At 70.9% G+C, this 19,539-nt stretch carries 21 protein-coding genes; 9 read left to right on the top strand and 12 right to left on the bottom strand.

Features of this window, described 5'->3' with window-relative positions; translation table 11 throughout:
• Positions 1–28: 28 nt before the first annotated feature.
• The 3 genes from HQK15_RS01065 to HQK15_RS01055 all read right to left on the bottom strand — a co-directional run bounded on the left by HQK15_RS01065 (position 29) and on the right by HQK15_RS01055 (position 2,294).
• Positions 29–805, bottom strand: coding sequence for an SDR family oxidoreductase (locus HQK15_RS01065; protein ID WP_173489591.1), 777 nt, complete (start codon positions 803–805; stop codon positions 29–31).
• 65 nt (positions 806–870) lie between these two features.
• Positions 871–1,686, bottom strand: a complete 816-nt coding sequence (locus HQK15_RS01060; RefSeq protein ID WP_217361310.1) for a crotonase/enoyl-CoA hydratase family protein — start codon at positions 1,684–1,686, stop codon at positions 871–873.
• Positions 1,683–2,294, bottom strand: coding sequence for a TetR/AcrR family transcriptional regulator (locus HQK15_RS01055; protein ID WP_173489590.1), 612 nt, complete (start codon positions 2,292–2,294; stop codon positions 1,683–1,685). The genes HQK15_RS01060 and HQK15_RS01055 overlap by 4 nt, the downstream gene beginning before the upstream one ends.
• 122 nt (positions 2,295–2,416) lie before the next feature.
• Here HQK15_RS01055 and HQK15_RS01050 point away from each other — a divergent pair, with 122 nt between their 5' ends.
• From HQK15_RS01050 to HQK15_RS01025, 6 genes are all read left to right on the top strand, one after another.
• Positions 2,417–2,821: an SCP2 sterol-binding domain-containing protein gene (locus HQK15_RS01050; protein ID WP_173489589.1), complete on the top strand. Its 405-nt coding sequence runs from the start codon at positions 2,417–2,419 to the stop codon at positions 2,819–2,821.
• A 1-nt stretch (position 2,822) separates the two neighbouring features.
• Positions 2,823–4,082: a cytochrome P450 gene (locus tag HQK15_RS01045; RefSeq protein ID WP_173489588.1), complete on the top strand. Its 1,260-nt coding sequence runs from the start codon at positions 2,823–2,825 to the stop codon at positions 4,080–4,082.
• Between the two features lie 31 nt (positions 4,083–4,113).
• Positions 4,114–4,905, top strand: a complete 792-nt coding sequence (locus HQK15_RS01040; RefSeq protein WP_173489587.1) for a coniferyl-alcohol dehydrogenase — start codon at positions 4,114–4,116, stop codon at positions 4,903–4,905.
• 10 nt (positions 4,906–4,915) lie between these two features.
• Entirely contained in the window at positions 4,916–6,385 is a 1,470-nt protein-coding gene (locus HQK15_RS01035; RefSeq protein WP_173489586.1) for an aldehyde dehydrogenase family protein, read from the top strand.
• A 153-nt stretch (positions 6,386–6,538) separates the two neighbouring features.
• Positions 6,539–6,730: a ferredoxin gene (locus HQK15_RS01030; protein WP_173489585.1), complete on the top strand. Its 192-nt coding sequence runs from the start codon at positions 6,539–6,541 to the stop codon at positions 6,728–6,730.
• Entirely contained in the window at positions 6,727–7,971 is a 1,245-nt protein-coding gene (locus tag HQK15_RS01025; RefSeq protein WP_173489584.1) for an NAD(P)/FAD-dependent oxidoreductase, read from the top strand. Before HQK15_RS01030 ends, HQK15_RS01025 begins: the two co-directional genes overlap by 4 nt.
• On the opposite strand, the gene HQK15_RS01020 is transcribed toward HQK15_RS01025, so the two are convergent.
• From HQK15_RS01020 to HQK15_RS01010, 3 genes are read right to left on the bottom strand one after another with little or no spacing between them, the layout of a single operon-like run.
• Entirely contained in the window at positions 7,968–9,104 is a 1,137-nt protein-coding gene (locus HQK15_RS01020; protein WP_367649015.1) for an AI-2E family transporter, read from the bottom strand. The genes HQK15_RS01025 and HQK15_RS01020 overlap by 4 nt on opposite strands.
• A 9-nt stretch (positions 9,105–9,113) precedes the next feature.
• Complete coding sequence (locus HQK15_RS01015; RefSeq protein WP_173489583.1) at positions 9,114–9,791, bottom strand: uracil-DNA glycosylase; 678 nt, start codon at positions 9,789–9,791, stop codon at positions 9,114–9,116.
• Positions 9,788–10,936 (bottom strand): MFS transporter, encoded by a 1,149-nt coding sequence (locus HQK15_RS01010; protein WP_367649014.1) that lies wholly within the window; start codon positions 10,934–10,936, stop codon positions 9,788–9,790. The genes HQK15_RS01015 and HQK15_RS01010 overlap by 4 nt, the downstream gene beginning before the upstream one ends.
• Positions 10,937–10,994: 58 nt before the next feature.
• On the opposite strand from HQK15_RS01010, the gene HQK15_RS01005 reads away from it, so the two are divergent.
• Positions 10,995–12,215: an MFS transporter gene (locus HQK15_RS01005; RefSeq protein WP_173489582.1), complete on the top strand. Its 1,221-nt coding sequence runs from the start codon at positions 10,995–10,997 to the stop codon at positions 12,213–12,215.
• Positions 12,216–12,227: 12 nt separating this feature from the next.
• Here HQK15_RS01005 and HQK15_RS01000 read toward each other — a convergent pair whose 3' ends face one another.
• A complete protein-coding gene (locus HQK15_RS01000) occupies positions 12,228–12,452 on the bottom strand; it encodes a hypothetical protein (protein WP_173489581.1) in 225 nt (74 codons plus the stop codon).
• A 54-nt stretch (positions 12,453–12,506) separates the two neighbouring features.
• Positions 12,507–13,616: an alanine dehydrogenase gene (gene ald / locus HQK15_RS00995; protein ID WP_173489580.1), complete on the bottom strand. Its 1,110-nt coding sequence runs from the start codon at positions 13,614–13,616 to the stop codon at positions 12,507–12,509.
• Between the two features lie 146 nt (positions 13,617–13,762).
• Between ald and HQK15_RS00990 the strand changes: the two genes are divergently transcribed.
• A complete protein-coding gene (locus HQK15_RS00990; protein WP_173489579.1) occupies positions 13,763–14,230 on the top strand; it encodes an Lrp/AsnC family transcriptional regulator in 468 nt (155 codons plus the stop codon).
• A 1-nt stretch (position 14,231) separates the two neighbouring features.
• Here HQK15_RS00990 and HQK15_RS00985 read toward each other — a convergent pair whose 3' ends face one another.
• Positions 14,232–15,269, bottom strand: coding sequence for a GNAT family N-acetyltransferase (locus HQK15_RS00985; RefSeq protein ID WP_173489578.1), 1,038 nt, complete (start codon positions 15,267–15,269; stop codon positions 14,232–14,234).
• On the bottom strand, positions 15,266–15,850 hold the full coding sequence (locus tag HQK15_RS00980; protein WP_173489577.1) for a GNAT family N-acetyltransferase: 585 nt from the start codon (positions 15,848–15,850) through the stop codon (positions 15,266–15,268). The genes HQK15_RS00985 and HQK15_RS00980 overlap by 4 nt, the downstream gene beginning before the upstream one ends.
• A gap of 60 nt (positions 15,851–15,910) precedes the next feature.
• On the opposite strand from HQK15_RS00980, the gene HQK15_RS00975 reads away from it, so the two are divergent.
• Complete coding sequence (locus HQK15_RS00975; RefSeq protein WP_173489576.1) at positions 15,911–17,548, top strand: ABC-F family ATP-binding cassette domain-containing protein; 1,638 nt, start codon at positions 15,911–15,913, stop codon at positions 17,546–17,548.
• A gap of 14 nt (positions 17,549–17,562) precedes the next feature.
• On the opposite strand, the gene HQK15_RS00970 is transcribed toward HQK15_RS00975, so the two are convergent.
• Both HQK15_RS00970 and HQK15_RS00965 read right to left on the bottom strand, forming a co-directional pair.
• A complete protein-coding gene (locus tag HQK15_RS00970; protein ID WP_173489575.1) occupies positions 17,563–18,054 on the bottom strand; it encodes an ASCH domain-containing protein in 492 nt (163 codons plus the stop codon).
• Between the two features lie 31 nt (positions 18,055–18,085).
• Complete coding sequence (locus HQK15_RS00965; RefSeq protein ID WP_173489574.1) at positions 18,086–19,513, bottom strand: alpha,alpha-trehalose-phosphate synthase (UDP-forming); 1,428 nt, start codon at positions 19,511–19,513, stop codon at positions 18,086–18,088.
• Positions 19,514–19,539: the final 26 nt, after the last annotated feature.

Here is a 19,539-nt window from a genome sequence, read left to right as displayed (position 1 = left end):
CGGCGGCCCACCGGCACGCTCGGACGGGTCAGGCCATGATGGCGCTCGAAAGGGCGCTCGAGCCGCCGAGGGCGAGCCCGCCGTCGACCGACAGGACGGTCCCGGTGACATAGCCGGCCTTGTCGGAGCACAGCCAGAGTGCGGCCTCGGCGATGTCGTCGGTCGTCCCGTAGCGGCCCAGCGGGACGGCAGCGGTGGTGGCGGCCTCCGCCTCCGGCGTGGGAGCGAGCCGCCTCATCCCCTCGGTGCCGGCGATCGGACCCGGCGCGATCGAGTTGATCCGCACACCCGAGGGGCCCCACTCCATCGCCAGGGTGCGGGTCAGCTGATCGATGCCGGCCTTGGCCGCGCAGACGTGCGCCTGGAACGGGGTCGGCGACCAGCTCTGGAACGCGGTGATGTTGATGATCGCCGCCCCGGGCTTGCGCAGGTGCTCGTATGCACCGCGCATGACGTTGAACGTGCCGTTGAGGTCGATGTCGACGACGCTGCGAAACGCGTTGCTCGACATCGTGGCGGCGGGAGCAGGGAAGTTGCCGGCCGCTCCGGAGATGAGGACGTCGATGGGCCCGAGACGCTCGGCCGTCGCCGCGAGCGCGGCCGCGACGGCGTCGGGCTCGCGGACGTCTGCTGCGAAGCCGATGGCGTGCTCCCCGAGCTCGGCGACGGCCGCGTCGACCTTGTCCTGGCTTCGGCTCATCACCGCGACGTGGGCGCCCTCGCCGGCGAAGCGCCGGGCGATGCCGAGGTTGATGCCGCTCGTGCCGCCGGACACGAACACGACCTTGCCGTCGTAAGAACTCACGGGTGCTCCTGGGTCGGGTGCTTCAAGGACAGGGCGGTGGGGACGGGGCGGTGGGGGAGAAGAGGTCACGCGCCGGTGTAACGGGGCGGGCGACGCTCGGTGAACGAGGCGAGCGCCTCGCCGAGGTCGCGGCTGGGCAGGAAGGCCGCGTTCCACGCCGCGACGTAGCGCAGGCCCGCCTCGACCCGTGGCGCCCGCTCGGCGTCGAGGACGTCCTTGATGCCGCCGAGCACGAGAGGCGAGTTGGCCGCGATCGTGGCCGCCAGCTCGTGAGCCGCGGCGAGGACGTCGTCATGGACGTCGTTGACCAGCCCGATGTGCTCGGCGCGGGCAGCGTCGATGTCGGCGCCGGTCAGGGCCAGCTCGCGCAGGTGCCCGTCACCGATGATGCCGACCAGTCGCTGGAGGCTGCCGAGGTCGGCGACGATCGCCATCCGGGCCTCCCGCACGCTGAAGCGGGCATCAGGTGATGCGAGGCGGATGTCGGCTGCGGCGGCGAGGTCGATGCCGCCGCCGATGCACCAGCCGGCGATCGCCGCGACCACGGGCGTGCGGCAGTCGGCGACCGCGGTGATGGCGGCCTGCAGCTGCTTGAGGTGGGCGAGGAAAGCCTGCCGTGCAGTGGCAGAGGCGTCGCCCAGCAGCGGCTGCAGCAGGGGTGCCATGCCGGTGAGGTCGAGGCCGTACGAGAACTGGCCGCCTGACCCGGTGAGGACGATCGCCCGGACCTCGGGGTCGGCGTCGAGCGCGGCGAAGACCTCGGGGAGCTCACGGAAGAAGTCCGGGCCCATCGCGTTGCCGGGCGCCGGGCCGAGCAGGGTCACCTCGGCGACGGGTCCGCTGGTGGTGACCTGCATCGACAGGAGGTCGGTCGGGATCATGAGGTGCTCCGTTGCGCTGAGAGGTCGGCGGCCGTCTGCTTGATCATCCGCAGGGCCCACTCGAGGGTATGGGGGTCGCGGGTGCTGTCGCCCTGCTCGAAGCCGATGAGCAGGAACATGCCGGCCCGGGCGAAGGTCTCGGCCTCCCCGGGGCTCACCATGGTCGAGAAGGCGTCGCGGATGACGGCGAGTCGCTCCTGGTCGACACCGGCCTGCAGGACGGCGACGTCCGGGTCGATCGCGCTCCAGACCCTGATCGCGGCCTCGGCCTGGTGGGGCAGGTCGATCGTCGCGCGCAGCAGGTTCTCCAGCTGGTCGAGGGGGTCGGGCATCTGGCGCACCAGCTCGACGAGCCGCGTGGTGCGCTCGGCGCGCCAGTGGTCGAGCAGCTGGGTCGTGAAGTCCTTCCAGCTGGAGAACGAGTGGTAGAACGCGCCGGTCGTGACCCCCATCGACGAGCACAGGGGCGCGAGCTTGAGCCCGGCGTAGCCGTCGGTGCCGAGGATCTCGAGGGCGCAGTCGAAGAACGGTGTGCGCAGGTCGGTCGTGGTGGCCAACGTTCCTCCGGGTGGCGTGGGTGGGGGCGGCGGGAGAGTGGTCGCCCTCATCGTAGGAGGCTCCGCGAGATCCCGCTCTTGACGAGCATAAGTCAACTTATGTTATGGTCCCGGTGTGATGCAAGGCACACGACACGGCGGCCGCTCCAGGTCGCACTCACGAAGGAGGCACCATGGCATTCGCTGACGCGGCAGAGGTCCAGAAGTACCTGGGCGGCATCTTCGTCACGGCGTTCGAGGACCCCGAGATCGGCCCGAAGCTGCAGGCCACCGGCATCGTCCTCAAGACCGTCTACAGCGACCCCGACACGGTGCTCGTCGTCGACACCGTCAACGGCACCGTGACCGACCTCGAGGGCGCGACCGAGGAGGCGACGGCCGAGATGACGATGAGTGCCGACACCGGCAACGCCTACTGGCAGGGCAAGGTCAACCTGCCCCTGGCGATGGCCAAGAGCAAGATCAAGGTGCAGGGCAACGTCGCCAGCCTCCTGAAGCTCGCTCCCCTCAGCAAGAAGTTCTACCCGGTCTACGTCGAGCGGCTGCAGGCCGACGGCCGTGACGACCTGGTCGTCTGACATGACCTCCACGATCGACGCTGCGACGGGCTACGACCCGCTGAGCATCTCCCCGCTCAGCTTCTGGTCGACGACGGCGGAGGAGCGCGAGAAGACGTTCAGGCAGCTGCGGGAGCAGCGCCCGATCAGCTGGCACCCACCGCTCGAGGGCGCGCTGATCCCGCCCGAGAACGACGGGGTCTGGGTCGTCACGAGCCACGCCCTGATCTCGGAGGTCAGCAAGCACCCCGAGCTGTTCTGCTCGAGCAAGGGCTTCCAGTTCGAGGAGGCGCCGGACGACGTCACCGAGGCGGCCGGCTCGTTCCTCGGCATGGACGCACCGCGTCACGGGGCTCTCCGCAAGCTCATCAGCTCGGCGTTCACGCCCAAGCAGGTCGCGAAGATCCACGACCAGATCAAGCAGCAGGCGGTCGCGATCGTCGACGAGCTCATCGAGGCCGGCGAGGGCGACTTCGTGCAGCAGGTCTCCCAACGACTGCCCATGTGGACCATCTACGAGATGGTCGGCCTCGACGACCCCGACAAGCGGGAGCAGGCGGCGCACTTCGCCGACGGCATGGTCTCGTGGGCCGACGAGGACGTCGCCGCCGGCCGCGAGCCGGGCGAAGTGCTCAACGAGTCGCTCGTCGGGCTGCTGATGCTGGGCATGGAGCTCGCCGAGGAGCGCCGCGAGACGCCCCGCGCCGATCTCATGACCAATCTCGTGACGGCCGAGGTCGACGGCGTGCAGCTGACGGACGAGGAGATCGGCTCGTTCTTCACGCTGCTGTCGATCGCCGGCAACGACACGACCCGCAACTCGATCAGTCTCACGATGAAGGCGCTGCTCGAGAACCCTGACCAGCGGGACTGGCTGCTCGAGGACTTCGACGGGCGCATCACCAAGGCGATCGAGGAGTTCATCCGCTTCGCGACGCCGGTCATGACGTTCCGTCGCACCGCGACGCAGGACACCGTGCTGGGTGGCCAGCAGATCAAGGAGGGCGAGTGGGTCGCGATGGTCTACTCCTCCGGCAACCGCGACGCGGCCGTCTTCGACGCGCCCGACGAGCTCGATCTCAGCCGCTGGCCCAACCCGCACCTGGGCTTCGGTGGCGGCGGGCCGCACTACTGCATGGGCAACTTCGTGGCGAAGATGCAGCTGCGTGAGATCTTCGACCAGCTCCTCCACCGGGTGCCGACGCTCGAGCTCGGTGAGCCGGAGTACCTGACCGGCAACTTCGTCCGAGCCGTCAAGTCCATGCCCTTCACCATCCGCTGACCCATCTGTGCCGACCCCCGGAGGACCACGCATGTCTGATTTCGCAGGAAAGCGCTACATCGTCACCGGCACGGCGTCCGGCATCGGCCACGCGGTGACCGAGCGCCTGCTCGCTGCCGGCGCCCACGTCCACAGCCTCGACCGCAACGACCCGGCGGCAGCGGTCGACCAGCACGTCACGGTCGACCTCGCCGACGTCGACAGCATCGACAAGGCCCTCACCGAGCTCGACGGCGAGTACGACGGTCTGCTCAACATCGCCGGCATCCCCGGAACGGCGCCGGCCGACACCGTGCTCGCCGTCAACTCGCTGGCCGTGCGGCACCTGACGGAGTCGCTGTTCGGCCAGCTCGTCGAGGGGGCCGCCATCGTCGTCGTCTCGTCGACCGCGGGCTTCCAGTGGGCCGACCGGCTCGAGACGATCAAGGAGCTCCTCGCGACCGACACGTACGAGGAGGGAGCGCAGTGGTTCGCCGACCACCCGCAGGAGGGCAACGCCTATAACTTCTCCAAGGAGGTCAGCAACGTCTACGTGATGACGATGGGACTGGCCGTCCGGGAGATGGGTCTTCGCATCAACGCCGTGCTGCCCGGGCCGGTCGAGACGCCGATCCTCACCGACTTCGAGGAGTCGATGGGCAAGGACACCCTCGACGGGCTCAAGGAGCTGCTCGGCCGTCATGCGGCACCCGACGACATCGCGTCCGCAGTGCTGTTCCTGGCCTCTGACCAGTCGCGGTGGATCAACGGTCACCTACTCCTGGCCGACGGCGGAGTCTCCGGCTCGGTGTTCACCGGCCTCGTCCCCGTGCCCGAGATCTGAGGCGGCGACCATGACGACCGAGATCGCTGCACCCAGCGACCAGACCCCGACGGACCAGACCCCGAGCGACCAGACCTCCGCGGGCCTGGCCCCCGGCGAGCAGACCCCCAGCGAGCGCGACCTCGCAGACCTGATCGCCCGGCTGCGCATCGTCCACGCCAGTGGTCGGACCCGGCCGATCGAGTGGCGGCTGCGTCAGCTCGAGGGCATCGAGCGGCTCCTCGTCGAGCGTGAGTCCGAGATCGCCGCGGCGCTGGCGGCAGACCTGGGTCGCAGCGCCGTCGAGGCCTGGTTGGGCGACGTGACGTCCACCCACGGCGAGGTGGTCTTCGCCCGCAAGCACCTCAAGCGCTGGATGCGGCGCAAGAAGCAGCGGCTGCCGCTCAACCAGCTGCCGGGGTCGGGATGGATCCAGTACGAGCCGCTGGGCGTCGTGCTGGTCATCGGCCCGTGGAACTACCCGGTCTACCTCAGCCTCGCGCCGTTGATCGCCGCCGTCGCGGCCGGCAACTGTGCCGTGGTCAAGCCCTCCGAGCTCGCGCCGGCGACGTCCGCCCTGCTGGCACGACTCATCCCGCAGTACGTCGACGCCGAGGCCGTCAAGGTCGTCGAGGGTGACGGCCGCACCACCCAGTCGCTGCTCGCCCTGGGCTTCGACCACGCGCTGTTCACCGGCGGCACCGAGATCGGCAAGAAGATCATGGCCGGGGCGGCCGCCACCCTGACGCCGGTCACGCTGGAGCTCGGCGGCAAGAGCCCCGTCATCGTGACGGCCGACGCCGACCTCGACGTCGTCGCCCGCCGCATCGCCTGGGTCAAGCTGCTCAACTCCGGGCAGACCTGCATCGCACCCGACTACGTCCTGGTGGACGCATCGGTCCGCGACGAGCTGGTCGACAAGATCGTCGCCACCGTGGTGGCGTTCCGCGCCGACCAGGGCGGTGCCGGCATGCGCATCGTCAACGAGCGTCAGTTCGACCGTCTCGCGGGCTATCTCGAGTCGACCCGGGGTGTGGTCGTCGCCGGGGGCGAGACCGATCGCGAGTCGTTGACGATCCAGCCCGCGGTCATCGTCGACCCCGATCCCGACGAGCCGAGCATGACCGACGAGATCTTCGGACCGATCCTCCCGGTGCTGTCGTTCACCTCGGTCGACACGGCCATCGCCTTCGTCAACAGCCGACCCAAGCCGCTCGCCCTGTACGTGTTCACGCGGTCGAGGGCGATCCAGCGCCGGCTCGTCGACCGCATCCCCGCAGGCGGAGCGGTAGTCAACCACGTCGCGCTGCACTGCCTCGTGCCGTCGCTGCCGTTCGGCGGCGTCGGGGCGAGCGGCATGGGCGCCTATCACGGGGAGTGGGGGTTCCAGGCGCTGAGCCACCGCAAGTCGGTGCTCGCCAAGACGTTCACGCCCGACCTGCAGGTCGTCTACCCGCCCTACTCGGATCGGGCCCAGAAGATCCTGCGCCGGATCTTCTGACCGGGGCGACTCGCATCCAGGCCCGAACCAGACAAGCCCGCACCAGACGAACCCGAACCAGACCGGTTCGCACCAGACGAACCCGAACCAGACCGGTTCGCACCAGACGAACCCGAACCAGACCGGTTCGCACCAGACGAAGAGGTGAGTGACATGAAGGTAGTGGTCGATTTCGAGAAGTGCACGGGGCTCGGCATCTGCGAGTCGATGGCGCCGGAGTTCTTCGAGGTCAACGACGACGGAGAGCTGGTCCTGCTCAAGGAGGACATCAGCGACGAGGAGCTCCAGGCAGTCGAGGAAGCCGTCGCGAGCTGCCCGACCGAGGCCCTGCTGATCCGGTCATGACGGTGCGGAGCCTGGTGGTGGTCGGGGCGTCGCTCGCAGGTCTTCGCGCGGTCGAGGCCGCGCGCAAGGCCGGCTTCGACGGGTCGATCACCCTGGTCGGCGCCGAGCCACACCTGCCCTACGACCGGCCGCCCCTGTCGAAGGGGTTCCTCGCCGCGAGCGACGACGAGCCGCCCCACTTCCGCACCGAGGAGGTGCTGCGTGACGAGCTGGGGGTCGAGCTGGTGCTGGGGGAGGCGGCGACGGGGCTCGACACCGACCGGCGGGTCGTCCGGGTCGGCGATCGCGAGATCGGCTACGACGCCCTGGTCATCGCCACCGGGTGCCGGCTGCGGACGCTCCCGGGCACCGAGCACCTGGCGGGAGTCCACGGACTGCGCACCCTCGACGACTCCGTCGCGGTGCGATCGGCGCTGGAGGCGGGCGCTCGTACGGTCGTGATCGGCGCCGGCTTCATCGGCTCGGAGGTTGCTGCCGGGGCGACGAGGAGAGGGCTGGACGTCACGATCGTCGAGGCCCTGCCGACGCCGCTGGTCCGGGCCACCGGCACCGCGATGGGCGCCGCGATCGCCGGCCTGCACGAGCGCAACGGCACCCGTCTGCTGTGCGGCACCGGCGTCGCCGCCGTCGAGGGCGACGGGCGGGTGGAGCGCGTCGTGCTCGACGACGGGACCGTCATCCCGGCCGACCTCGTGGTGGTGGGCATCGGGGTCGTTCCCAGCACGCAGTGGCTCGAGGGGTCGGGCGTCACGATCGACGACGGCATCGTGTGCGACGAGACGCTCTGGACCGGTGTCCCGCGTGTCTACGCCGCAGGCGACGTGGCGAGCTGGGTCAACCCGGTCTTCGGCACGCGCCAGCGGATGGAGAACTGGACCGCCGCCGCCGAGCAGGGGGCCGCAGCCGCCCGCAACGCGATCGCCCCCGACCAGGCCAAGCCGTATGCGACGGTGCCCTACTTCTGGTCGGACTGGTACGACGACCGCATCCAGTTCGTCGGCGTGCCGGACGCGGACGAGGTGCTGCTGGTCGACGGCGACACCGAGACCGCAGGACGGTGGGTCGCGCTCTACCGCCGCGGTGACCGTCTCGTCGGTGCGCTCACCGTCAACGGCCAGACCGAGATCATGAAGTATCGCGTGATGATCGCGAAGGGCGCCTCGTGGGACGACGCGCTGGCGCACGCCGAGCGGCGCCGCGAGCTGGCGCTCGTGAAGGCCGGTGCGGCCGCTGGTGCCTAGTCGTCGCCGGCGAGGGTCTCGGCGGCGCGGGCGTCCTCCTTGGGCGCCAGCACCGAGACCGAGTCGTCGATGCGCTCGTTGACGTAGCGGAAGATCTCGGCGACGCTCGCCGCGACGGGCACGGCCAGGAAGGCCCCGGTGATGCCGAACAGGGATCCGCCGGCCGTGACGCTCAGCAGGACGACCGCGGGGTGCAGGTTCATGTTCTTGCCCTGCAGCATCGGCGAGAGCACGTTGCCCTCGAGCTGCTGCACCGCGATGACGATGACCAACGCGATCAGGGCGTCCTTGTAGTCGTTGGTCACGAGCGTGACGAGCACTGCGACGGCGCCGCTGACGAAGGCGCCGATGATCGGGATGTAGCCGCCGAAGAAGGTGATGACCGCCAGGGGGACGGCGAGCGGCGAGCCGAGGATCCACAGTCCGACGCCGATGATGATCGCGTCGATGAGGGCCACCAGCGTCTGGGTTCGGATGAACCCGCCGAGGGTGTCCCACACCCGGCCGAGCACCTCGGTGAGGTGCGCGCCGGTGCGCTGGCCGCCGAGGGTGTTGATCCACGGCAGGAACTTGTGGCCGTCCTTGACGAAGAAGAACGTCAGCATGAGCACGAGCACGAGGTTGACGATGATCGAGGTCGCGGTGCTGATGGTCGAGAAGATGCCGGAGCTGATCGCGCTCGCGCTCGACTGCAGCTTGTCCTGCAGCGCCTCGATCGCCCGGGTGATCTGCCCGTCGGAGAGGTTGAGCGGCTCGCCCGTGACCCAGTCGCGGACCTTCTGCAGGCCGCTCGACGCCTGGGCGGCGATCGGGCCGGCCTGTCCGGCGACCTGCGGCGTCAGGATCGTGATGACCCCGACGAGCGCGGCGATGAAGGTGACCACGACGAACGCCGCGGCGAGGCCCGACGGCCAGCTGCGACTGCGCAGGAAGGTGACAGGCGGCGCGAGGACCGTCGCGACGAGCAGGGCCATCGAGACGGGGAAGAGCACCATCCAGACGTGGCCGATGCTCCAGCCGATGACGAACGCGGCGGCGGAGATGACGATGATCCGCAGCCCCCAGCGCTGCATGTTGCCGAAGGCTTCGTCGATGACGACGCCCCGGTCGCGGATCTGCTGGTTGTCGGGCACGTGTCCAGCCTAGTGGCCGAGGTGCCAGTCCACCGGTGGCGCACCCTGGGCGGCCAGCAGCTCGTTGGCCCGGCTGAACGGCCGTGAGCCGAAGAAGCCGCGCGATGCGGACAGCGGGCTGGGGTGCGCGGACTCGATCGCGGGGACGTCGCCGAGCATCGGCCGCAGGCTCTGGGCGTCGCGGCCCCACAGGATCGCGACCAGCGGGGTGCCGCGTGCCGCGAGGGCCCGGATGGCCTGCTCGGTGACAGCCTCCCACCCCTCGCCGCGGTGGCTGGCGGGCTCGCCGGGGCGCACGGTCAGGACCCGGTTGAGCAGCAGGACGCCCTGCTGCGACCACGGGGTCAGGTCGCCGGACGGTGCGGGCGGGATGCCGAGATCGGCCTCGAGCTCGGTGTAGATGTTCTTCAGGCTGCGGGGGAGCGGCCGGACGTCGGGCGCGACGGAGAACGACAGCCCGACGGCGTGGCCGGGCGTCGGGTAGGGGTCCTGGCCGGTGACGAGCACCTTGACCGACGACATCGGCTCGGCGAACGCCCGTAGCACGTGGTCGCCGTGGGGGAGGTAGGAGCGGCCCGCGGCGATCTCGGAGCGCAGGAACTCGCCCATCGCGGCGACCTGGTCGGCGACGGGCTCGAGCGCCTCGGCCCAGTCGGGCGCCATGAGCTCGGCGAGGGGGCGGTTCACACCCGTTCCTCGGCAGGGGCGAGCGCGCGTGGCGCGAGCAGCCCCGCGGCCAGGCACCCGGCGATGGGGACGGCGAACGCGGCCGTCAGCGGGATCCAGTGGGTCAGCAGCCCGATGACCGACGGCCCGGCGAGCAGGCCGATGTAGCCCATGCTGGTCACCCGGGCGAGATAGGTGCCCGACGCGGCGGGGTCGACGTTGCCGGCCGCGGAGAAGAACTGCGGCACGCACCCGGCGAGGCCGATGCCGAACACGGCCCACGCCGCGATCGCCAGGCCGGCGTTGGGGGCGAGCGCCGCGCCCAGCAGGCCGAGCGCACCGATCAGGGCGGCTCGCCCGACGTAGACCGCCGGACCCCACGCGGCCACGACCCGGTCGGCGAACAGGCGCACGATCGTCATCGTGATCGAGAACGCGCCGTAGGCGAACGCGGCGACGGTCTCGCTCGAGCCGAGCGAGTCGCGCAGGTGCACCGTGCTCCAGTCGTAGGCGACGCCCTCGCCGAGCAGCAGGGCGAAGGCGAGCAGCCCGAGCAGCAGGACGCGCGACGTCCACGGGGCGCGACCGCGCGGGGCGGCGTCCTCGACGATCGCGGGAGCGGCCACGAGCGACGGCCGCAGCGACAGGGCGACGACGACCCCGAGGATCGCGGCGACGCCCAGGCTCGCCCGCACGTCGACGTCGAGCGCGATGAGGGTGCCGCCGAGCACCGACGCGAGCAGCCCGCCGAGCGAGAACAGGGCGTGGAACGCCGACATGATGGGGCGGCCGTACGCGCGCTCGACCACGACGGCCTGCGCATTCTGCGCCACGTCGACCATGCCGTTGAAGAAGCCGACGACCATGAGGGCGAGGACGAGCTGCAGCCCGCTGGTGGCGAGCGCCGGGCCCGGGATCGTCAGGGCGAGGGCCACGGCGGCGATCGTCACGACGGGCCGGCTGCCGAAGCGGTCGATCGCGGGGCCGGCGAGCTGCATGCCGACCCAGGCGGTCGCGCCGAGCGCCAGCAGGATCAGGCCGAGGTCGGCCTGGTCGACGCCCGTGCGGTCCTTGATCGTGGGGATGTTGACGACCCACATGCCCAGCACGAAGCCGTTGAGCGCGAAGATGCCGAACGTCGCGATCCGGGCTCTGGTGGGGGGCACCCGACGAGCCTAGCCGCCGGTCAGGGGACGTCCGAATCACCGCTAGGATGGTTCGGCTGTGTCAGCAATCGCCGCCTACCGCGCACTCCTGCGGATCGTCGGGCCCGCCTACATCCTCGTAGCCTTCCTCGGGCGAATTCCGCTTGCCATGAGCCAGCTCGGAGTCCTCGTCCTGGTCAGCGAGGCGACCGGTCGCTACGGCGTCGGCGGCGCCGCGGCCGGCATCCTCGCGGTCGCCAACGCGGTCGGCTCGCCGATCTTCGGCTCGCTGTCAGACCGCTTCGGCCAGCGCCCCGTCGTGCTGGTCCAGTCGCTCGTGGGTGCCGCCGGACTCGCCGGCGTCGTCGCGGTCACCGATCCCGAGGCGTCGCAGGGCGCGATCTTCGCGATGGCTGCGCTCACCGGCTTCGCGATGCCGCAGGTGGGCCCGCTCGCCCGGGTCCGGTGGCGTCCGATCACCCGCGACAAGGGCGACCAGCGGCGACTCGTCGACGCGGCCTTCTCGTACGAGGGTGCCGCCGACGAGGCCTCGTTCGTGCTCGGCCCCGCCACGATCGGCGTGCTGGCGATCGTCGCCGAGCCGTCCGGCGCGCTGCTGGCCGCCGCGGGCCTGCTCGCGGTGTTCGGCTCGTGGTTCGCGCTGCACCCCACGTCGGCGCTGGTCGCGCGTCGGACCCTCACCGGAGGGGGCGGAGCCGAGCCTCTCTGGACGGGCGTCTTCGTGGTCCTGGTGCTGGCTCAGCTGTGCATCGGGATGATCTTCGGCAGCGTGCAGACCGGCACGACGGTGCTCGCGACGGCCGAGGGCCAGGCGGGCCTCGCCGGCCTGATCCACGCGGTGCTCGGCATCGGCAGCGTCATCGCGGGGCTCGCGGTGACGGGTCTGCCCGAGCGGGTGCTCTACGCGACGCGCATGGCCGTCGCGGCGATCGGGCTGCTGGTGCTGGCGTCGCCGCTGCTGCTCGTCGACTCCCTGCCGAGCCTGATCGGCGTCATCGCGCTGCTCGGCTTCGCCGTCGCGCCCTACATGATCAGCAACTTCGCCCTCGCCGGCATCCTCGTGCCGGTGCACAAGGTCAGCACCGCGATGACGATGCTCGCGGGAGCGACCGGCATCGGCTACGCGCTGGGTGCCGCCCTGGCCGGCCGGCTCGCCGACGTCAACGGGCACACCGCCGCGTTCGCGGTCACGGTCGCGGCGGCGGGTCTGGCGGTGGTCATCGCGCTGACGTCCAACAAGGCCCTGCGCGAGGCCGTCCCGGTCGACCAGGGCTACTGACCCGTCCCACGGTCAGCCGTGGCTGCGACGCCAGAGACCGATCGACACCGCGAGGAGGGCCCGTGCCGCGGCGAGGAACGTCAGGAGCCACAGCAGGAACGTGAGCGAGAGACCGGTCGGCGACGTCAGGCCCGACACGAGATCGGCGAAGAACCAGCCGACGACCGCGACGAGGCCCGCCCGGACGGCGATGGTCAGCTCGGCGTCGCCGGGTCGTCCCGCGTCGTCGGAGGCCATGGGGTCATTGAACCCCGGGACCGCCGATGTGGCAGCCCGAGCCGGCGGTCCGCCTCAGAGCGCGCTGAGCGGGGTGACCTCGAGGCCGAGCGCCTCGCCCACGGGGCCGTTGACGAGCTTGCCCTCGTGGGTGCTGAGACCGCCGGCGAGGGCCGCGTCGTCGGCGACGGCCTGGCGCCAGCCCTTGTCGGCCAGCGCGACCGCATAGGGCAGCGTGACGTTGGTCAGGGCGTACGTCGAGGTGCGCGGCACCGCGCCGGGCATGTTGGCGACGCAGTAGAAGATCGAGTCGTGGACCCGGAACGTCGGGTCGTCGTGCGTCGTGGCCCGTGAGCTCTCGAAGCAGCCGCCCTGGTCGATCGCGATGTCGACCAGCACCGAGCCGGGTCGCATCTGCGCGACGAGGTCGTCGCTGACGATGGTGGGGGCCTTGGCGCCGGGCACCAGCACGGCACCGATGACCAGGTCGGCCTCCTTGACGGCCTTCTCGACGGCGTACGCGTTGGACGCGACGGTCGTGATCATGCCCTGGAAGCGGGCGTCGACGGCGCGCAGCTTGGCCACGTCGAGGTCGAGGATCTCGACCCGGGCGCCCATGCCCCGTGCGACCTCGGCCGCGTTGACGCCGGAGACGCCGGCACCGATGACCACGACGTCGGCGGGATAGACGCCGGGGACGCCGCCCGGCAGCACTCCGCGGCCGCCGTTGCTGGCCATCAGGTGCTGGAAGCCGACCTGCGGTGCGAGCCGGCCGGCGACCTCGGACATCGGTGCCAGCAGCGGCAGCGAGCGGTCGGGCAGCTGCACCGTCTCGTAGGCGATCGACGTGGTGCCCGATGCCAGGAGCGCGTCGGTGCACTCGCGCGAGGCGGCGAGGTGCAGGTAGGTGAAGAGCGTCTGCCCGGCGCGCATGCGGCCGTACTCCTCGGCGATGGGCTCCTTGACCTTGAGCACCAGGTCGGCGGTGGCCCAGACCTCGTCGGCGGTGTCGAGGATCTTGGCGCCGGCCGCGACGTACTCGTCATCGGTGATGGAGGAGCCGAGGCCCGCGCCCAGCTCGATCACGACGTCGTGACCGTGCCGGACCAGCTCGTGCACGCCGGCCGGCGTGATGGCGACGCGGTACTCGTGGTTCTTGATCTCGCGGGGGACGCCGACCAGCATGGTTGCTCCTTCAGAGCGATTCGAATCCGTGGGGTGAGACCTCCATGGTGAAGGTTCTGCGGAAGTGCTGGCAACAGCGTGAAGAAGATTCTGTAAACTCTGTCTGAGCAGTCAGATCCGCAGATATCGACCCCGAGGGAGCCCCCATGGCGAAGGATGTTCGCGAGCTCGACGACATCGACGAACGGATCGTGGCCGCGTTGCGTCGTCAGGGGCGGCTGCCCAACAACGCCCTGGCCGAGAAGGTGGGCATCGCGGCGTCCACCTGTCTGACCCGGCTGCGCAGCCTGGTCGACCGTGGCGTCATCGCCGGCTTCCACGCCGAGGTCGATCCTGCGTGGTTCGGCCGACCGATCCAGGCCATGATCGCGGTCCGCCTGCGCAGCGACGCCCGCGGCGCGATCAACGACTTCTCCGACCGGCTCGCTCGCATGACCGAGGTGCTCAACGTCTACTTCCTCGCCGGTGCCGACGACTTCCACGTGCACGTCGCGGCCCGCGACCCGGAGGACCTGCGCGCCTTCGTCGTCGACCACCTGAGCTCGGCGCCCGAGGTGGCCCTCACCGAGACCAACCTGATCTTCGAGCACAAGAGGGGCAGGCTGGCCGAGTGACCTAGGCGGTGTCGATCGTGATGTCCTTGAACCACGAGTCGGTCGCGTAGTCGGTCGTCCAGCCCAGGGCGAGATAGAGCTGGTCGGCCTTGGTCGGGGAGTCGGCATCGACCTCGAGGCCGACGCGGTCGCGACCGCGCTGGGCGGCGTCGGCGATGACGGTGCCGAGCAGCGACTTGGCGACTCCGCGACCGCGGGCGGCGCGGTTGACGCCGATGTACTCGACGTAGGACCCCTCGGACCCACCCTCGGGTGCCGAGACGACCGAGCAGACGACGGTGCCGGCGGCGACCGGTTCGCCTCCGTCCTCGGGCTCGACGTAGGCGAGCCACCAGTGGTCCCAGCTGTGGCCGGGCTCCTCGCGGAGCCGCTGGACGAACTCGGGGAAGCTCTCGCGGTAGGAGTTGAAGTGGTCCTCGAACGACTCCTCGAGCATCTGGTGGACGATCTGCAGGTCGGCCGCCACCGGGAAGCCGTTCTCGTGTCGCTCCACGGGGCGGACCGTCACGCCGGCCCGCGGCTCGAGCGCCGCGTCGTCGGCGGTGACCGGACGCTCCATGTGCAGCCACGTGCGTCGCTTGGCGTAGCCGGCCTCGGCGAGCCACCCGGCCTGCCGCGAGTCGTCGGCGAAGGGGCTCTCGTCGAGGCGGGTCTGCTCGACGTCGCGCAGCCGGGCCATGCCGATCGCGGTCTCCTCGGCCCAGGCGTAGAACGCCGCCGCGATCTCGTCGACCTCGTCGACGTCACGGTCGAAGTAGCCCCAGATGAGCGCGCGTCCGGCGGCACGGTCGTGCACCGTGATCCATGCCCGGGGCACGTCGTCGGGGCCCACGGCGACGAGCTGGCGGCGGGTCCACGAGGCCTGTCCGGCGACCTCGGACTCGATGCCGGCGGGATCGATGTGCGCCCCGCCGGTGCCCTGCAGCTCGTCGAGACGGCGCAGCTCGACCAGGGCGTCGATGTCGGCGAAGGCGGGCACCCGCGCGGTCCACGGGGCGGGCAGGGTGGGCAGCTCCTGGCCTGTGTCGTTCTCGGTCATCGGGCGAGCCTGCCTTCCAGGGCGGCCCGGGCGGCCGGCCACTCGTCGTCGGTCATGGAGAAGGTCACGGTGTCACGCCACGACCCGTCGCGCCGGATGCGGTGCTTGCGCATGACGCCCTCGCGCTGCGCCCCGAGCCGGGCGATCGCGTCCTGCGACCGCTCGTTGCGGATGTCGGTGTGCCACACGACGCGTACGCAGCCCAGGTCGTCGAACGCCCGCCGCAGGAGCAGCAGCTTGGCCTCGGTGTTGAGCCCGGAGCGCCAGAAGCGCGAGCCGAGCCAGGTGTGCCCGATCGCCACGGTGCGCAGCTCGGGGTCGATCTCGTAGTAGGTCGTCACGCCGGCCAGCTCGCCGGAGGCGACGTCGACCTGGGCCCACATCACCAGGTCGGTGCGGCCGAGGTAGTGGTCGATCAGCGACTGCGCCTGGCTGAGCGTCGTCGGCCGGTCGACCAGCAGCCACTCGAAGACGGCGTCGTCGTCGGCAGCGGCCAGGATGCCGGGCGCGTCGGCTGCAGTGATCGGCCTGAGGTGGACGTGATCGCCGACCAGCTCGGGCGTCGCGCGGAAGTCGGGCATGCGTCCAACCTATCGAGCGCGGTGTGCGGGCCTTGCGTGCTCCCCGCCTAGGATCGCGACGTGAGTGCCACCCTCGTCGCCAAGGCCCTGTCCGGCGGTCATGCGCACCGCACCCTGTTCGAGGGGCTCGACCTGACCGTCGCGCCCGGCGACGTCGTGGGCGTCGTGGGGGCCAACGGCGCAGGCAAGTCGACGTTGCTGCGCATCCTCGCCGGTGACATGACGCCGCTGGCCGGCACCGTCTCGGCGGCTCCCGCCGACGCCTTCGTCGGCTGGCTGCCGCAGGAGCACGAGCGCCGTGAGGGCGAGACGGTGTCCGGACATCTGGCTCGTCGCACCGGAGCAGCCGCGGCGACCGAGGCCATGGAGTCGACTGCCGCGGCTCTCGGCTCGGGCGACGCCGCGGCCGACGACGCCTATGCCGTCGCGCTCGACCGCTGGCTCGCGTCCGGTGCGCCTGACCTCGACGACCGCATCCCCGCCGTCCTCGGCGACCTGCGTCTCGGCGTGGGAGGGGACGCCCTGATGACGTCGCTCTCGGGCGGGCAGGCGGCCCGGGTCGGGCTCGCAGCCCTGCTGCTCAGCCGGTTCGACGTCGTCCTGCTCGACGAGCCGACCAACGACCTCGACCTCGACGGGCTCGAACGGCTCGAGCGGATGGTCACCGGCATGCGCGCCGGGATCGTGCTGGTCTCGCACGACCGGGAGTTCCTCGCCCGCTGCGTCAACCGGGTCGTCGAGCTCGACCTCGCGCAGCAGCAGGTGCGGGTCTACGACGGTGGCTACGACGCGTTCCTCGAGGAGCGCGCGGTCCTGCGGCGCCACGCCCGCGAGGCGTACGAGCAGTTCGCCGACACCAAGGCCGACCTGGTCTCACGGGCGCGGACCCAGCGCGAGTGGAGCTCGCAGGGCGTCCGCAACGCCATGAAGAAGAGCCCTGACAACGACAAGATCCGCCGTCGGGCCCAGAGCGAGTCGTCGGAGAAGCAGGCGCAGAAGGTCCGGCAGATGGAGTCGCGGATCGCCCGCCTCGACGAGGTCGAGGAGCCGCGCAAGGAGTGGGAGCTGCGCTTCGACATCGCCGCCGCGCCACGGTCGAGCAGCGTCGTGGCGACGCTCGACGCCGCGACCGTCCGGCGCGGCGACTTCGTCCTCGGACCGGTGTCGGTGCAGGTCAGCGCCGGGGACCGGATCGGCATCACGGGGCCCAACGGTGCGGGCAAGACGACCCTGCTCCAGCTGCTCCTCGGCGAGGCCCCGCCCGACAGCGGCCGGGCCTCGCTCGGGGCGTCGCTCGCCGTCGGTCGGATCGACCAGGCCAGGGCGGTGCTGCCGGACGACGCGACCCTGGGCGACTCGTTCGAGGCCGCGGTGCCCGATCTTTCGCCGGCCGACGGGCGCACCCTGCTGGCGAAGTTCGGGCTCAAGGCCGACCAGGTCGGCAGCCTCGTCGGTCGACTCTCGCCGGGGGAGCGGACGCGCGCGGCGATGGCGCTGCTCCAGGCGCGCGCCGTCAACGTGCTGGTGCTCGACGAGCCCACCAACCACCTCGACCTGCCCGCGATCGAGCAGCTCGAGCAGGCGCTGGAGGCGTACGAGGGCGCCCTGCTGCTGGTCTCGCACGACCGCCGGCTGCTCGACAACGTCAGCCTCGACCAGCGGTGGGACGTCGAGGCGGGGCGCGTCACGACGAGCTGATCGGCGGCAGCCGGTCAGCGCGGGTAGAGCACCCTGAACTGCTCGAGCACGACCGGCATGGTGGGGGAGAAGCCACGGGCGTGGGCAGCGTGGTCGGTGAAGAACCGCTCGTGCACGGTGCGCCAGTGACCGAGCGACCGGTCGCCCTCGCCCTCGAGGTGGGCGTGCTGCTCGTCGACGTCGTCGAACGGGACCACGTCGACGTGGGTCACCTCGATCAGGGCCCGCGGGTGCTCGGACCCGTCGAGCACGATCGCGAGGTCGCCGACGCGGGGGATCGACTCGCTCTCGTGGTCGTAGTCCCACTGCGCGCTGGCCGTCGCCGTCTTGGTGCCGTCGAGCACGAGGCCGATCAGCTCGTCGGCCTGCTCGGGCGTCGCCCCGAACGCCCAGGCCGGGGGTGCGAGCGCCTCGCCGGAATAGGTGCCCAGGTAGCCGGGCACCGGGTTGGTGCGTGTCTGGTTGCGCGCGACCGACCAGAACGCGTCGATCTCCTCGGCGGTCATCAGGGGCGTGGTCCTCGAGGGAGTCGCACGGTCAGACCGGTCGGGGGTTCTTCACGTGCGGGTCGCGTGAGGACGTGAGCTCCTCGAGGAAGTTGTTGGCCCACAGCTCGATGTCGTTCTCCATGACCTGCTTGCGCATCGCCTTCATGCGGCGACCGTTCTCGCGCGGGCTGGCGTTGATCGCGGCGAGCATCATGCTCTTCATGCCGTTGATGTCGTGCGGGTTGACCTGGTAGGCCGACTTGAGCTCGGAGGCGGCGCCGGCGAACTCGCTCAGCACCAGCGCGCCACGCTCGTCGTAGCGGCACGCGACGTACTCCTTGGCAACGAGGTTCATGCCGTCGCGCAGCGGGGTGACGACCATGACGTCGGCGGCGCGGTAGAGCGCGGCCATCTCGACCCGCGGGTAGGAGGCGTGCAGGTAGGTGACCGGCTGCTGGCCGATGCGGCCGACGTCGCCGTTGATGCGACCGACGAGGCGGTTGATGTCGTCGCGCAGCAGCTTGTACTGCTGCACGCGTTCGCGCGACGGGGTCGCGACCTGGACGAACACCGCGTCGTCGACGTGCAGGGACCCGTCGGCGATGAGCTCGCCGAACGCGCGGAGCCGCTGGCGCAGCCCCTTGGTGTAGTCGAGGCGGTCGATGCCGAGCAGGATCGTCTTGGGGTTGCCGAGGCTCTCGCGGATCTCGGCGGCGCGGGCGATGACCTCGGGGGTGCGGGCGAGCTCCTCGAAGCCTGCGGCGTCGATCGAGATCGGGTAGGCCTTGGCGAGCACCGTGCGGCCGTCGGGCAGATAGATCATGTCGCGGTGCGTCTTGTGGCCGACGCGCTGGCGCACCAGGCGGACGAAGTTCTGCGCCGCGCCGGGCATCTGGAAGCCGACCAGGTCGGCGCCGAGCAGGCCCTCGAGGATCTCGCGACGCCACGGCAGCTGCTGGAACAGCTCGGTGGGAGGGAACGGGATGTGCAGGAAGAAGCCGATGCGAAGGTCGGGTCGCAGCTCGCGCAGCATCGTCGGGACGAGCTGGAGCTGGTAGTCCTGCACCCAGACGACGGCCCCCTCGCGGGCGACCTTGGCGGCCTTCTCGGCGAAGCGGCGGTTGACCCGGACGTAGGAGTCCCACCACTCGCGGTGGAACTCCGGTGGGGCGACGACGTCGTGGTAGAGCGGCCACAGCGTCGCGTTGGAGAAGCCCTCGTAGTACTCCTCGACCTCGTCCTCGCTGAGGGGGACGGGCACCAGGTGCATGCCGTTGTGGTCGAACGGCTTGACCTTCTCGTCGGCCGCGCCGTGCCAGCCGATCCACGCCCCGCCGTTGCGCTTCATGACCGGCTCGAGCGCGGTGACGAGGCCACCGGGCGACGTGCGCCACAGGGTCTCGCCGTCGGGGGCGGTGATGCGGTCCACGGGCAGGCGGTTGGCGATCACCACGAAGTCTGCTGAGCCGGTGGCCATGTCGTCACCCTAGCGCTGAACCATGA

This window comes from Aeromicrobium stalagmiti, from assembly GCF_013283745.1.
Classification (GTDB): Bacteria; Actinomycetota; Actinomycetes; order Propionibacteriales; family Nocardioidaceae; genus Aeromicrobium; species Aeromicrobium stalagmiti.
The sequence above is the reverse complement of the archived record's forward strand: the minus strand, read 5'-3'. Positions and strand labels throughout refer to the sequence as shown.

Coding starts and splice junctions, on each gene's coding strand:
- HQK15_RS01060 (WP_217361310.1), bottom strand. CDS start 1,686: ATGATCCCGACCGACCTCCTGTCGATGCAGGTCACCACCAGCGGACCC.
- HQK15_RS01055 (WP_173489590.1), bottom strand. CDS start 2,294: ATGAGGGCGACCACTCTCCCGCCGCCCCCACCCACGCCACCCGGAGGA.
- HQK15_RS01050 (WP_173489589.1), top strand. CDS start 2,417: ATGGCATTCGCTGACGCGGCAGAGGTCCAGAAGTACCTGGGCGGCATC.
- HQK15_RS01045 (WP_173489588.1), top strand. CDS start 2,823: ATGACCTCCACGATCGACGCTGCGACGGGCTACGACCCGCTGAGCATC.
- HQK15_RS01040 (WP_173489587.1), top strand. CDS start 4,114: ATGTCTGATTTCGCAGGAAAGCGCTACATCGTCACCGGCACGGCGTCC.
- HQK15_RS01035 (WP_173489586.1), top strand. CDS start 4,916: ATGACGACCGAGATCGCTGCACCCAGCGACCAGACCCCGACGGACCAG.
- HQK15_RS01030 (WP_173489585.1), top strand. CDS start 6,539: ATGAAGGTAGTGGTCGATTTCGAGAAGTGCACGGGGCTCGGCATCTGC.
- HQK15_RS01025 (WP_173489584.1), top strand. CDS start 6,727: ATGACGGTGCGGAGCCTGGTGGTGGTCGGGGCGTCGCTCGCAGGTCTT.
- HQK15_RS01000 (WP_173489581.1), bottom strand. CDS start 12,452: ATGGCCTCCGACGACGCGGGACGACCCGGCGACGCCGAGCTGACCATC.
- ald (WP_173489580.1), bottom strand. CDS start 13,616: ATGCTGGTCGGCGTCCCCCGCGAGATCAAGAACCACGAGTACCGCGTC.
- HQK15_RS00990 (WP_173489579.1), top strand. CDS start 13,763: ATGGCGAAGGATGTTCGCGAGCTCGACGACATCGACGAACGGATCGTG.
- HQK15_RS00985 (WP_173489578.1), bottom strand. CDS start 15,269: ATGACCGAGAACGACACAGGCCAGGAGCTGCCCACCCTGCCCGCCCCG.
- HQK15_RS00980 (WP_173489577.1), bottom strand. CDS start 15,850: ATGCCCGACTTCCGCGCGACGCCCGAGCTGGTCGGCGATCACGTCCAC.
- HQK15_RS00970 (WP_173489575.1), bottom strand. CDS start 18,054: ATGACCGCCGAGGAGATCGACGCGTTCTGGTCGGTCGCGCGCAACCAG.
- HQK15_RS00965 (WP_173489574.1), bottom strand. CDS start 19,513: ATGGCCACCGGCTCAGCAGACTTCGTGGTGATCGCCAACCGCCTGCCC.